This is a genomic window from Listeria ivanovii subsp. ivanovii, assembly GCF_900187025.1.
GTDB lineage: Bacteria > Bacillota > Bacilli > Lactobacillales > Listeriaceae > Listeria > Listeria ivanovii.
Genome location: NZ_LT906478.1, coordinates 1,079,982 through 1,092,588 on the forward strand (window position 1 = coordinate 1,079,982; position 12,607 = coordinate 1,092,588).

The following is a 12,607-nucleotide window of genomic DNA, read 5'->3' on the forward strand; positions in this document are numbered from 1 at the left end:
GGCCATAAGCTAATGACAATTGTTTGCTAAAGTTGATTTAGGAAGCAAGCTGTTCGAATTTATTCGACAATCATTTGCTTTATCCTAAACTTCCCAGCTTTTATATGGAGAGGATAATAGAATGAAATTTGCGATTATAATTCCTTTTTACAATGCAGAAAAACGGTTGGGTTTATCCGTTGATAGTATTATTAAGCAGTCCTACAGTTTTTTGAAGCATGTGGAGATACTGCTTATTAATGATGGGAGTACAGATGGTAGTGGGATGATTGCCAAGCGTTACGCGGAAAAATATCCTAATAATATTCGCTTGTTAGAAGTTCCAAACGGTGGACCTGCAAAAGCAAGAAATATTGGAATACATAATGTACGAGAAAATACTGATTTTGTTGGATTTTTAGATGCAGACGATATTTTATCGAGTAATATGTTAGATGACATTGCTGCTTTTTTGAATCAGTCGGAAGTAAACATGGTCGTGCCGGCGTTTTATTATTTAGACGATTTTGGAAAAAAGCAAAAAATTGCACCACATAAATTAAATGATCGTTTTAAAGATGGAAATCGAGTAGTGAATATTGAGGAAGAACCACAGGCAATTCATTTTTATATTGGCGGGACTTTTTTGCGTTTTGAAAGTTTGAAAGAGTTTTCGTTTGATGAGTCGCTTTATTTTGGGGAAGATCAGCTTTTAATTACACAATTTTTGTTAAAACATCGAACATATGGTTTAATTGCAGATGCGGGTTATTATTATTATCGAGATATGAAGCAGAAAGGATCGCTTGTAAGTTCTTCTTGGAAAAATTCAGAAAGATATACGCCATTTCTTAAGAAGGTGTATCAAACCTATATAACAAATTCCGAAGCAGAATTTGGAACAGTAATTCCATACATAAAAACCCTAATAGCTTACCATGCAAAGTTGTTTTTTTATAAAGAAAATGTTTATTTTAAAGAAGTATTAAGTGAAGCTGAGCAAAGAACTTTTGTAGTTGAATTGCAACAAATATTGAAATGTGTTGGAGCTACTACGATATTGGCACTGGATACACCACTTGTAGTAAAAGAAATGATGCTTTCGATTATGCGGCAAGGTTGGCCAGTACAGTTTGAAACAGAACCATTAAATGAAATTCCGCTTGTTAGTGTAAGGGAAGTTTATCGATTGGGTAAGCCAGCTGTTGTGGAACTTCTTTTAGAGGAACAGCGTCAGTCATTACCAAATGAAGGTCAATTTGTTCTTGATACAAGTTTTGGTGAAATAGCTGCGAAGTTAATTTCTCGTAAGTCTGACCAAAAAATTTGGGATATTGTTGTAAGAGAAGCGGGGAGCATGGAAAGAGCTGTTTTTAAACTAAAGCCATTTCAAAATAAAGTGGTCATTTACTACAAAGACCAGCTGAAAAAAACTTCTATTGTAGAGTTGCGTGTTATGAATAGTTTATTTGGAAAAGTAAAACGAAATATCAAATTAAAGCGAGATTTTAAATAAAGGGTGGGAGGAAATATCCTGATGAAGTTAATACAAAAGGTATATTATCTGCTATTTAGGTTGGTGGGATTTTTACCTCGACAAAAACAATTAGTCATGTTTGAAAGTTTTTCTGGAAAACAATATAGTTGTAATCCTCGAGCGATTTTTGAATATATGGAAAAGAATAATCCGGAGTACGAGTTGCTTTGGAGTGTGAATCCAAAATATGTCGAACTGTTTAAAGCGAATGGTGTCCCTTATGTGACGCGTTTTTCGGTAAGGTGGTTATTCAAAATGGGGCTAGCAAAATATTGGGTTTCTAATAGCCGTTTGCCGTTAGAACTACCGAAACCCAAAAAAACAATTTATGTGCAAACTTGGCATGGGACCCCTTTGAAGAAACTTGGAATCGACATTGATGAAGTTCATATGCCTGGACAAACAACAGAACAGTATAAAGCAGATTTTGTAAAAGAAGCGCAGAAATGGGATTATTTAATTGCGCCCAATGCTTATTCTAGTAAGATTTTCAGACGAGCATTTGGATTTACCGGTGAGATGATAGAATCAGGATATCCGCGGAATGACATTTTATTTAGTGCGGATAAAGAAGTGAAAATGGCTAATATCAAGCAAATGTTAAATATTCCTGAAGAAAAGAAAGTTATCTTGTATGCACCAACTTGGCGTGATAATGATTTTTATGAAGCAGGAAAATACAAATTTGATTTGAAAATCGATATCGCTCAAATGCAAGGAAAATTCGGGGATGAAGTGGTGCTACTTGTTCGGATGCATTATCTTGTTGCTGAGCATTTTGATTTTGCTCAATATGGAGATTTTGTTCGTGACGCGTCAAATCACGAAGATATTCGAGATTTATATTTGGTGAGTGATTTGCTCATTACCGATTACTCTTCTGTATTTTTTGATTATGCTAATTTAAACCGTCCGATGTTATTTTATACGTATGATTTAGCTGAATATCGTGATACGCTTCGTGGCTTTTATTTTGACTTTGAAAAGAATGCTCCCGGTCCGCTAGTGGAAACGAATGAGCAATTAATGGATGAGCTTCATAAAATGCTTGTCAATCCGCCTCAAATAGAGAATAGCTTTTTAGAGCAATTTTGTACTTGGGAAGATGGGCATGCGGCAGAAAAAACAGTGAATATCGTTTTTGCTGAAAAATAGGCGGTGGAAAAAGTGAAGAAACTAGCGATAGTTATTTATATGTTAGCTGTTAAAGTAATTGGCTGTTTGGCAAGGCTTTTTCCTGTGGAGCAAAAAGTGGTTTTTCTAATCAGTTTTGAAGAGAACCCCGCCGCTATTCTAAAACAAATGGAGCTTGATAAAGTTACTCCGAATACAGTCGTTTTCTATGATCCACGCTTAAAAGTAACGAACTTTTCACTAGACTTCTTGAAGTTAAAGCCTAAAAATATCGCTCAATTTATTCCACTGATGTATCATCTTAACACCGCCAAAGTGATTGTAACCGACAATTATTTTGTGGAATTAGCTGGAGTGAAATTACGACATGGCGCTTCTTGCATTCAAATTTGGCATGCGAATGGAGCACTTAAGAAGTTTGGCTGGGAAGATAAAGCAGCACAAAAAAGATATTCGGCAGATAAGAAACGATTCCAAGCCGTTTACAAACGTTTTACCAATGTAGTTGTTGGTTCAGATGAAATGGCAACTATTTTTCAAAAGTCCTTTTTGCTAGATGAAGCGCAGATGTTGAAAATAGGAGTTCCTAGGACAGATTATTTTTTTGATGAAGAGAAATTGAAAGTGAATTATGATTGGACAGTTAAATCATTAAAACTTTCGAATAAAAAAAAGCTATTATATGCGCCTACTTTTCGTGATGATGAGCTACACAGCATGAGTTTGCATTTAGATGTTGCCGAGATGAAACGAGCACTTGGCGACGAGTATCAGCTGATTTTAAAATTACATCCATCGATTAGTAATGATTTAGAAAAGTTGACGGATGAGTTTGTCGTGTATGCAGATAAAGAAACGCCAATCGAAACATTGCTTCCAGTAGTGGATATTTTAATTACTGATTATTCGTCTATTCCATTTGAATTCGCGCTACTTGAAAAGCCAATGATTTTTTATACGTATGATTTACAAGAATATGATAAAGTGCGAGGCCTTTCAGATAGCTTTTTAGAAACGATTCCAGGTAACTGTGCTTTTACAACTGCAGAACTTGTTGAAGAGATTAAAAAGGCATCCTTCGATTTAGAAAAAGTTCGTCAATTTGCTTTGAAATGGAATAAATATTCAGATGGGTCTTCCAGCGAACGATTTGTTTCGCTTTTAAAAGAACGACTAGAAAAGTAGGACTGCTAACCAGTAGAGAATTTTTTTGTTTCTTGTTATACTACTAAAGAAAGTAGGTGGGCTGATGAAAAAAGTAATTACATATGGCACATTTGATTTAATTCATTGGGGGCATATTCGTTTATTAGAACGAGCTAAAGCGCTTGGAGATTATTTGATTGTCGCAATTTCAACAGACGAGTTCAATCGAATCAAGCATAAAGAGGCATACCATAACTTTGAGCACCGTAAACTGATTTTAGAAGCGATAAGATATGTGGATGAAGTAATCCCAGAAAGCAACTGGGAACAAAAACTAGAAGACGTACAAAATCGTGATATTGATATTTTTGTAATGGGAGATGATTGGGAAGGTGAATTTGACTTTCTAAAACCATATTGCGAAGTGGTCTATTTACCACGTACAGACGGAATCTCTACTTCAAAGATAAAAGATGATTTAAAATAGTAGCGGCACAAAATGAGTACTCCAGTAATGTTTGATTATTAGGTGGTAGACTTGTTTTGTGCTATTATTATGTATAAATGATAACTAATAAGAACAGTTACGATAGGAGCAAAAGAAATGACAAATTTATTTCAAGATGATAGTCTCACGCTACATACAGACTTATATCAACTAAATATGATGAAAGCGTATTTTGACGATGGACTTCATGAGCGTAGATCGGTATTTGAAGTTTTTTTCCGAGATATGCCATTTGATTCAGGTTTTGTTGTATTTGCTGGACTAGAACGAATTATTCATTATATGCAAAATTTACGTTTTACGGAAACGGATATTGCTTATTTGCAGGATGAGCTTGGTTTTGACGGCCCATTTTTAGAATATTTACGAACATTTAAATTCAAAGGAAATATTCTTGCAGCGAAAGAAGGCGAGTTTGTTTTTAAAACAGAACCTATCTTACAAGTCGAAGCAAGCCTGGCAGAAGCACAACTAATTGAAACAGCTTTGCTTAATATTGTGAATTTCCAAACGCTAATTGCGACAAAGGCCGCACGAATTCGTTCTGTCATTGAAGACGAAACATTTGCGGAATTTGGAACGAGACGTGCCCAAGAAATGGATGCAGCGATTTGGGGAACACGGGCGGCTTATATCGGTGGTTGCGATTCAACGAGTAATGTTCGCGCCGGGAAGATTTTCGGCATTCCGGTGTCTGGTACGATGGCTCATGCGATGGTTCAAGCTTACCGTGATGAACTGGAAGCATTTAGAAGCTATGCTAAAACACATTTTGATGCCATTTTCTTAGTAGATACATACGATACTTTAAAATCTGGAGTTCCAAATGCGATCAAAGTAGCACAAGAAATGGGAGACAAAATCAACTTTATCGGCATTCGTTTAGATAGTGGAGACATGGCTTTCTTATCCAAAAAAGCCCGCCAAATGTTAGATGATGCTGGTTTCACGGAAGCGAAGATTTTTGCTTCTAGTGATTTAGATGAACATACGATTTTGTCATTAAAAGCTCAAAAAGCGAAAATCGATTCATGGGGTGTTGGTACAAAACTAATTACTGCCTACGACCAACCAGCACTTGGAGCCGTTTATAAAATGGCTGCTATTGCGGATGAGAATGATATTTTACAAGACTCAATTAAACTTTCCAGTAATACAGAAAAAGTTTCGACACCAGGTAAGAAAAAAGTTTACCGCATTATTACCAATGAAGAAGGCTTAAAAGCAGAAGGGGACTATATTGCTTTGGCTGATGAATCCCTTGAAAACGTCGATAAGTTAACGATGTTCCACCCAGTGCATACGTACATCATGAAAACGGTGGAAAACTTTACTGCCCGTGAGCTGCTCGTACCAATTTTTAAAGATGGTGAGTTAGTATATGAAATGCCAACTTTAGACGAAATTAAAGCCTATAAAGAAGAAAATCTGGCGCTGCTTTGGGATGAGTATAAACGTACGGTGCGCCCGGAGCAATACCCAGTTGATTTAAGTGTCAAATGTTGGAAAAACAAAATGCGCAATATCGAAAAAGTCCGCAAAAGTGTACAGCTTCATTCACCAGTAGAATTAGATATGCCGTTTTAGGAGGAATGATAATGGAAATCAGAAACAGAATTTTAGCAGATATGCAAGTAGCAGAAACGATTGATGCACAAGCAGAAATTAGAAAAAGTGTCGATTTTTTAAAAGCATATTTAACAAAGCATCCGTTCTTAAAAAGCTTTGTTCTTGGGATTTCTGGTGGGCAAGATTCCACTTTAGCAGGCAAACTAGCACAAATGGCGATAAGTGAACTTCGCTCAGAAACGGCTGACGAGGAATATCAGTTTTTCGCGGTGAGCTTACCATACGGAACTCAACTAGATGAATCGGACCGTCAAGATGCCCTTGATTTTATGCAACCGGACAACAGACTGACCGTCAATATTAAAGCTTCTGTGGATGCGAGTGTGGCAGCTCTTAATGAAGCAGGCGTGGAGCTGTCTGATTTTGCTAAAGGAAATGAGAAAGCGCGCGAACGGATGAAAGTTCAATACGCGATTGCGGCAATGAATAAAGGTGTAGTCGTTGGAACAGATCACTCGGCAGAAGCAGTTACTGGTTTTTATACAAAATATGGCGATGGTGGAACAGATATTAATCCGCTATTTCGTTTAAACAAACGACAAGGCAAGGCCCTTCTAAAAGAACTCGGTTGTCCGGAACATTTATATTTGAAAAAACCGACTGCTGATTTAGAAGATAATAAACCAGCCCTTCCCGATGAAGTAGCGCTAGGTGTTACTTACGATCAAATTGATGATTACTTGGAAGGCAAAACGGTTCCAGCCGAAGCAGCAGCAAAAATCGAAAACTGGTTTATCAAAACCGAGCATAAGCGCCATATGGCAATAACGATATTTGATGATTTCTGGAAATAGGAGGTTGTTTAAATGAAAGTTGGTTATGGGTTATTAACGGCATTTTATACACATCCTGGAGAGCGAGATCAGTTAGCGACTATGTTGCTTGAAGCAGCAGAAAGTTTGGAAGAATATAATACGTGCATCCAGTATATCGTTAGTGTTTCTGAGACAGAAGCAGATACCATTTTTGTTTCAGAAATCTGGGTCGACAAAGGGCACCACGAAGCTTCCTTAGATAACATTTCTGTCAAAAACATGATTCAAAAAGCAAAACCGCTAATCAAGGAAGTTAAACGAATTCAAGAGTTAGATATCCTTGGTGGCAAAGGAATGTAAACACGCAAAATAAGAATGATTCTGGGATTTTCCAGAATCATTTTTTTGGAGGGATGAAGTTGAAAACATTAATGATTGTCTGCGCTGGAGGAGTGACTTCCAGCTTAATGGCACAAAATGTGGTAAAAAGTGCGGTTTCAGAAGGATTGGATGCTATACTTGTTTTTCCAGAAGATGTGAAGTATAAAGATCGTTTCCGTGAAAACTTTGGCGGGCGGGATTTAGTTGTTGTAATGGGTCCCGTTGGCGGAATAACGGCTGGGAAATTCCGCGATTATAAAGAACAAGTCGATGCAGTGCTAGTCGCGCCACAAGTAAAATACATGTATAAAACAGTAGAAGAAGTTTTAGGGGAACTAGCGATTCCTTGTGCCAATATTGATTCCCTTGATTTTGGTCGAATGCGCGGCGATAAGATTCTCGTCCAAGGTTTAGCGCTGATAGACCAGAAAAATTCCAAATAAGGTGTTGCAACTTTAGAGGGGACACGTTAAAATGAAAGAAGATGAAAAGGACAAGTGATTTGTCCTTTTCTTATTAGTACCGTGAAGTAACCGCAAATTTGCGGTTTCATTTTATAGATAAGGGTGGTTTTGTTTAAAATTATGAAAGACTTTACCGAGCAAGAGAAAATTATCGTTCTAGACTTTGGTAGCCAGTACAATCAACTAATTACGCGCCGTATCCGTGATTTCGGTGTGTATAGTGAATTACATCCGCATACTATCACTCTCGAAGAAATGAAAGCACTAAATCCAACGGGAATTATTTTTTCAGGAGGACCAAACAGCGTATACGACAAAGACGCTTTCCGTGCTGATGAAAGAATTTTTGACATGGGCATTCCGATTTTAGGAATTTGTTATGGTATGCAATTAATGACTGTCCATTTTGATGGAAAAGTAGAAGCAGCAAAAGACCGTGAATACGGAAAAGCAGATATCCATGTAGAAGTACCTAACCGTTTATTTGCCGGATTACCAACTGATCAAGTAGTTTGGATGAGCCACGGTGACTTAGTAGTGAAAGAACCAGCTGGCTTTGAAGTAACGACAACAAGCCCATCTTGCCCGATTGCGGGAATTGCTGACGAAGCTCGCCAACTTTATGGTGTACAATTCCATCCAGAAGTACGTCACTCTGAATACGGAAACGAACTACTGAAGAATTTTGCCTTAAACATCTGTGGCTGTAAAGGTGACTGGACAATGGAAAACTTTAGCGAAGTTGAAATCGCTAAAATCCAAGAAATCGTTGGCGACAAAAAAGTCTTGCTAGCTCTTTCAGGCGGCGTTGATTCTTCTGTTGTTGGTGTGTTAATCCATAAAGCGATCGGCGACCAACTAACCTGTATTTTCGTTGACCACGGCTTGCTTCGTAAAGGTGAAGCAGACCAAGTAATGGCGACGCTACAAGGTGAATTCAATATGAACATCATCAAAGTAGATGCGAAAAAACGCTTCATGGACAAACTAGCAGGCGTTTCTGACCCAGAACAAAAACGCAAAATTATCGGTAACGAATTCATTTACGTTTTCGATGACGAAGCAAACAAACTAGATGGCGTAGAATTCCTCGCACAAGGAACACTTTACACCGATATTATCGAAAGTGGTACAGCAACCGCCCAAACAATCAAATCACATCACAACGTTGGCGGCCTACCAGAAGATATGCAATTTAAACTAATCGAACCACTGAATACGCTTTTCAAAGATGAAGTTCGCGCTCTAGGAACCGAACTTGGCATGCCTGACGCAATCGTGTGGCGCCAACCATTCCCAGGTCCAGGTCTTGGAATCCGCGTACTTGGCGAAATCACCGAAGAAAAACTAGAAATCGTTCGTGATTCTGATTATATTTTACGAGAAGAAATCAAAAAAGCCGGCTTAGAACGCGAAATCTGGCAATACTTCACAGCACTTCCAAATATCCGTAGCGTTGGTGTTATGGGTGACGGAAGAACGTATGACCATACAGTGGTTGTTCGTGCGGTGACGAGTATTGATGGGATGACAGCGGATTGGGCTCGTATTCCGTGGGATGTGCTGGAGAAGATTTCGGTGCGGATCGTGAATGAAGTAGCTCATGTGAACCGGGTTGTTTATGATATTACGAGTAAACCGCCTGCTACGGTGGAGTGGGAGTAGACTAAAAAAGAAAGCCTAGAATCCATATTTAAAAGGGTTTTGGGCTATTTCTTTGTGTTTGTAACATAAAATAATTAATCATTAATTTAGTTACTATTTGATTAATGGCATTTAATAGAGGTCTAAAGTTTTCAAAATTTATATTTTCGTAGTTATTGGATACATATTTAGAGAAAAAATTTTTCCCATAATTTTCAGTAGTGTTAAAAATTTTTTAGGATTTTTCAAATATTTTTCCAGCAAGTTCAGTTTTTAAGACATCTGCTTCGAATAAATCTTCTATTTCACATTCTTTTAGTCTTTTAACGGGGACCTGCAACAGTTTAGTCAACAGTCAGTTAGATTACTTATTTTCTTCGCTTCAAATTGTCGATTCAATAAATTTTCTTTTACTATTTCTTCAATTGCTTTTCCATAAGAAGAGTTGCGTCGATGAACTCCTTTTGCGCATAAATTCATTCCACGCATTAGGACAGCCACAACACGTTTATTAGTTTCGATTCCTTCATCGTAAAGCTGTTGAGCGATTCTTGGGGATCCATATCGACCTTTGTGTTTACAGAAACACTCGTTTACTATTTTCTCTTAAAAAATTATGGCGGAGTTGAGTCTCACTTGGGAAACGATTCCGCCACAAATAATATCCTTTCCTACTTACATTAAAAATCCTGCACAAAGCTTGAACTGAATATTGTTGATGATATTTGTAAACAAACTCAAAATGAACTACTTTTTTGCTTCACAGACGTTTTGAACTTTTTTAAAATTTCATTTTCCTCTTTTAGCCGTTTATTTTCCTGTTCAAGAATGTAGAAATCTGCTTTATCAGGTAATCTTTTTCCTTGTCCGGCAAAAGCCTTTTTTTCGTATCGATGATATTCTGAAACCCACCGAGAAATTGTTGGACGAGAGATATTATATTCTTCAGAAATTCTCTTGATAGTTACTTTCTTCTCAAGAATATCTTGAGAAATCTTCCGTTTAAATTCACAATCATATGTTTTTCTCAATAGAGTTCATTCCTTCCGGTAATGTAACTGATAGTCAAGAAAAATGTGCCATAGCCCCAGCAAACTAAGTGGTTGATATAGTTTATTTATTACTACGATTTTTAGAAAATAGTACTCTGCGAAGGAGGGGTAAAAATGAAGACCAAGATGACTGAAATTCTATCTTTCATTTCAGAAGAAGCAGTTAGTAGAAAAATGACAAGTGAGGAAATTGCTGTTCACTTTGGTTATGATAAACATCACTTTAGCCGGAAATTTAAAGAAATAAATGGATTCAGTGTTGTTGAATTACTCTCTAGTTTAAAAGTTGAAAAAGCGATTATTAAACTTGATGAAGACAAGAGAGTAATCGATCTACAAGAACATTCAGGTTTTGAAAGTAGTGGTAGTTTCACGAACACTTTTAAAAAATATACAGGTAGTTCTCCTAAAAAGTACATGAATGAAATGAGTGAAATTTTTTTTGATGTTAAAAGTTTTGAAAAAGATGATAAGGATAAGTCGATAGCGCATTTTGAAGAAAAGAATCATTCTTTTTGTACAGTAAATATTGAAGTACCGGATGGATTTGAAAAGGGAATCATATTTATTGGGATTTTCCGTACACTTATACCGAATCACATGCCTATATCTGGTTTAGCCAGTAAAAATTTAATAGGAAATAAATTGAAAAATATTCCAAGCGGAGACTATTATTTATTAGCTTGTGCGATAAGCTGTTCCAATAATATTCTATCTTACTTTAACTTAGGCAATAGTTTAAGGGGGAAAGAAGATGGAAGGTTATCTTTTCCAAAATGTTCTGGCAATAGTTACACGATTAAGCTGAGAGAACCAATACCAGAAGACCCACCAATATTAGTTAATGTGGGGAAACTTTTAATCTCTTACTTAAAAAACACAATCTAGAATAAGATTATTTAACCTTGAAATGATAAAATAATTGTAAGTTAATGAAATGGAGGAAATGCTTATGAGTTTAAATGTAAAGAGTATCACTGTTGGTCTACCAGTAAGTAATTTGGAGGAATCTGCAAGTTGGTATGAAAAACTTCTTATGAGTGATGAGAAACTTATTCCTGTTGAAGGAGTTATTGAATATCTAATTGGTTCAGTTTGGATTCAACTGTTCGAAGAAAAAATTAATGCTTCAGAGAACATTTTACGTTTAGAAGTGGAAGATTTAGAAACAGAATTTGAACGTTTAAAAACACTTGGAGTAATAGTTGACGAGGTGATAGAGGATGTACCAGGTGTCATTCGATACTTTGATTTCTCTGATCTAGATGGCAATAAGTTATCGCTCTATTGGTTATACGCTCAAGAATAGATTTAAACGGTGCTTATATAATTCTAAAACGACGGATAAATGATTCGTCGTTTTTAAATGCTAGAAATAATGTTTAAGTGGAGTAAAATATAATTTTGACATGATTCTTTCTGTTGCCCAGTTAGACAGAATGGGAATAGTTGTTGGAAATTCTCAAATCCTTATTTATTAAGGGGATGGGATTTTTTATGAAGAGTTTGAAGCGCATGCACAGTAAATGCACACTTTTAAGCATAATTGCTATATATTGATTTTTAGGAGGATTGAATGATAGGGCTCCTTTTAGATTTTTAATAACGAGTGCACTTTCACCTATACCAACTAACAAGAAGTCATGGCGACGTATATGCATTTGCTAACCTAGAAAAATGAGTAATAGCATAACTTATTGCATATTTGTCTAGTATAAGTTTATCATTTTTAATGAAAATACTAAAAAACAATGCGTCAGAGAAAAATAATTCTCGAGTATTGCTTTTTCGTGTAGATAAAAGACAAAAGCTATTTCCTACCAGAGGATTCTTCTTTTCGACTTTTTTCAGCCTCTAATAAAAGAAACTCTTTTGCTTCTTCTTTTCCCAAAACACTGGCTATCGCTTCTGAAAACGTTTTAAAATGTCGTATCATAAAATCTTTGTCTTCAATCATATAAAGACATCTCCAATTTTGAGATTAAACTATCAAATTTCCATTTAGCTTATAAATACTTTGTTATTCTTTTAAATTAATCGACTGTCTCCATCCAGGAGCAAATATACCAACACCCTCACCGTCATAAAATATTTTAATATAAATTTGTAATCTCAAAAAACTTATCTTCAAAAGCTTTTTTCTGAGGTTTAGAAGGGCAACCCAAAATGTGGGTTGAGTGACTTAGCCAATCGCCAAGTTCCTTCAATTCCGAAAAATCATCAAGTTCAATTGGCTCTATTTTTATGAATCGTACTTGATAAACTTTAGGTATGAAAAAATTATCAATTTTTTGCTGTTTTCTTTAATCTTGCCATTTGTAATTCCTCCTTGATTTTTGATGGATTATTATTTCACTTTTCTAGCAATTATATTTGTG

At 36.2% G+C, this 12,607-nt stretch carries 15 protein-coding genes; 11 read left to right on the forward strand and 4 right to left on the reverse strand.

Annotated elements, in window-relative coordinates; all coding sequences use genetic code 11:
- Positions 1–121 precede the first annotated feature (121 nt).
- The 9 genes from CKV67_RS05280 to guaA all read left to right on the forward strand — a co-directional run bounded on the left by CKV67_RS05280 (position 122) and on the right by guaA (position 9,198).
- Positions 122–1,495 (forward strand): glycosyltransferase family 2 protein, encoded by a 1,374-nt coding sequence (locus tag CKV67_RS05280; RefSeq protein ID WP_014092501.1) that lies wholly within the window; start codon positions 122–124, stop codon positions 1,493–1,495.
- A gap of 21 nt (positions 1,496–1,516) precedes the next feature.
- Complete coding sequence (locus CKV67_RS05285) at positions 1,517–2,671, forward strand: CDP-glycerol glycerophosphotransferase family protein (protein WP_014092502.1); 1,155 nt, start codon at positions 1,517–1,519, stop codon at positions 2,669–2,671.
- Between the two features lie 12 nt (positions 2,672–2,683).
- Positions 2,684–3,835, forward strand: coding sequence for a CDP-glycerol glycerophosphotransferase family protein (locus tag CKV67_RS05290; protein ID WP_014092503.1), 1,152 nt, complete (start codon positions 2,684–2,686; stop codon positions 3,833–3,835).
- A gap of 64 nt (positions 3,836–3,899) precedes the next feature.
- Positions 3,900–4,283 carry a glycerol-3-phosphate cytidylyltransferase gene (gene tagD, locus CKV67_RS05295; RefSeq protein ID WP_014092504.1) on the forward strand — a complete coding sequence of 128 codons (384 nt, stop codon included), beginning with the start codon at positions 3,900–3,902 and terminating at the stop codon, positions 4,281–4,283.
- Positions 4,284–4,400: 117 nt separating this feature from the next.
- Positions 4,401–5,891 carry a nicotinate phosphoribosyltransferase gene (locus CKV67_RS05300; protein ID WP_025279861.1) on the forward strand — a complete coding sequence of 497 codons (1,491 nt, stop codon included), beginning with the start codon at positions 4,401–4,403 and terminating at the stop codon, positions 5,889–5,891.
- An 11-nt stretch (positions 5,892–5,902) separates the two neighbouring features.
- The gene (gene nadE, locus CKV67_RS05305; RefSeq protein WP_014092505.1) at positions 5,903–6,727 is read left to right on the forward strand and encodes an NAD(+) synthase; all 825 of its coding nucleotides are present in this window, start codon (positions 5,903–5,905) and stop codon (positions 6,725–6,727) included.
- 12 nt (positions 6,728–6,739) lie between these two features.
- Positions 6,740–7,048 carry a putative quinol monooxygenase gene (locus CKV67_RS05310; protein WP_014092506.1) on the forward strand — a complete coding sequence of 103 codons (309 nt, stop codon included), beginning with the start codon at positions 6,740–6,742 and terminating at the stop codon, positions 7,046–7,048.
- 59 nt (positions 7,049–7,107) lie between these two features.
- Positions 7,108–7,512, forward strand: coding sequence for a PTS sugar transporter subunit IIB (locus CKV67_RS05315; protein WP_025279862.1), 405 nt, complete (start codon positions 7,108–7,110; stop codon positions 7,510–7,512).
- A 129-nt stretch (positions 7,513–7,641) separates the two neighbouring features.
- Complete coding sequence (gene guaA, locus CKV67_RS05320) at positions 7,642–9,198, forward strand: glutamine-hydrolyzing GMP synthase (protein WP_014092508.1); 1,557 nt, start codon at positions 7,642–7,644, stop codon at positions 9,196–9,198.
- 327 nt (positions 9,199–9,525) lie between these two features.
- On the opposite strand, the gene CKV67_RS14965 is transcribed toward guaA, so the two are convergent.
- A complete protein-coding gene (locus CKV67_RS14965) occupies positions 9,526–9,777 on the reverse strand; it encodes an IS3 family transposase (RefSeq protein ID WP_111124696.1) in 252 nt (83 codons plus the stop codon).
- A gap of 137 nt (positions 9,778–9,914) precedes the next feature.
- Complete coding sequence (locus CKV67_RS05335) at positions 9,915–10,208, reverse strand: transposase (protein WP_025279864.1); 294 nt, start codon at positions 10,206–10,208, stop codon at positions 9,915–9,917.
- A gap of 135 nt (positions 10,209–10,343) precedes the next feature.
- Here CKV67_RS05335 and CKV67_RS05340 point away from each other — a divergent pair, with 135 nt between their 5' ends.
- A complete protein-coding gene (locus CKV67_RS05340; protein WP_025279865.1) occupies positions 10,344–11,117 on the forward strand; it encodes a helix-turn-helix domain-containing protein in 774 nt (257 codons plus the stop codon).
- Positions 11,118–11,181: 64 nt separating this feature from the next.
- On the forward strand, positions 11,182–11,538 hold the full coding sequence (locus CKV67_RS05345) for a VOC family protein (RefSeq protein WP_014092511.1): 357 nt from the start codon (positions 11,182–11,184) through the stop codon (positions 11,536–11,538).
- 501 nt (positions 11,539–12,039) lie between these two features.
- Here CKV67_RS05345 and CKV67_RS14610 read toward each other — a convergent pair.
- Together CKV67_RS14610 and CKV67_RS05350 are read right to left on the reverse strand one after the other, a co-directional pair.
- On the reverse strand, positions 12,040–12,186 hold the full coding sequence (locus CKV67_RS14610; protein WP_155522408.1) for a hypothetical protein: 147 nt from the start codon (positions 12,184–12,186) through the stop codon (positions 12,040–12,042).
- A 136-nt stretch (positions 12,187–12,322) separates the two neighbouring features.
- The gene (locus CKV67_RS05350) at positions 12,323–12,517 is read right to left on the reverse strand and encodes a DUF3884 family protein (RefSeq protein ID WP_095075138.1); all 195 of its coding nucleotides are present in this window, start codon (positions 12,515–12,517) and stop codon (positions 12,323–12,325) included.
- Positions 12,518–12,607: the final 90 nt, after the last annotated feature.

What these genes read in the sequence shown, in the direction of transcription:
- CKV67_RS05280 (WP_014092501.1), top strand. Translation starts at nt 122, where the DNA reads ATGAAATTTGCGATTATAATTCCTTTTTACAATGCAGAAAAACGGTTG.
- CKV67_RS05285 (WP_014092502.1), top strand. Translation starts at nt 1,517, where the DNA reads ATGAAGTTAATACAAAAGGTATATTATCTGCTATTTAGGTTGGTGGGA.
- tagD (WP_014092504.1), top strand. Translation starts at nt 3,900, where the DNA reads ATGAAAAAAGTAATTACATATGGCACATTTGATTTAATTCATTGGGGG.
- CKV67_RS05300 (WP_025279861.1), top strand. Translation starts at nt 4,401, where the DNA reads ATGACAAATTTATTTCAAGATGATAGTCTCACGCTACATACAGACTTA.
- nadE (WP_014092505.1), top strand. Translation starts at nt 5,903, where the DNA reads ATGGAAATCAGAAACAGAATTTTAGCAGATATGCAAGTAGCAGAAACG.
- CKV67_RS05310 (WP_014092506.1), top strand. Translation starts at nt 6,740, where the DNA reads ATGAAAGTTGGTTATGGGTTATTAACGGCATTTTATACACATCCTGGA.
- CKV67_RS05340 (WP_025279865.1), top strand. Translation starts at nt 10,344, where the DNA reads ATGAAGACCAAGATGACTGAAATTCTATCTTTCATTTCAGAAGAAGCA.
- CKV67_RS05345 (WP_014092511.1), top strand. Translation starts at nt 11,182, where the DNA reads ATGAGTTTAAATGTAAAGAGTATCACTGTTGGTCTACCAGTAAGTAAT.
- CKV67_RS14610 (WP_155522408.1), bottom strand. Translation starts at nt 12,186, where the DNA reads ATGATTGAAGACAAAGATTTTATGATACGACATTTTAAAACGTTTTCA.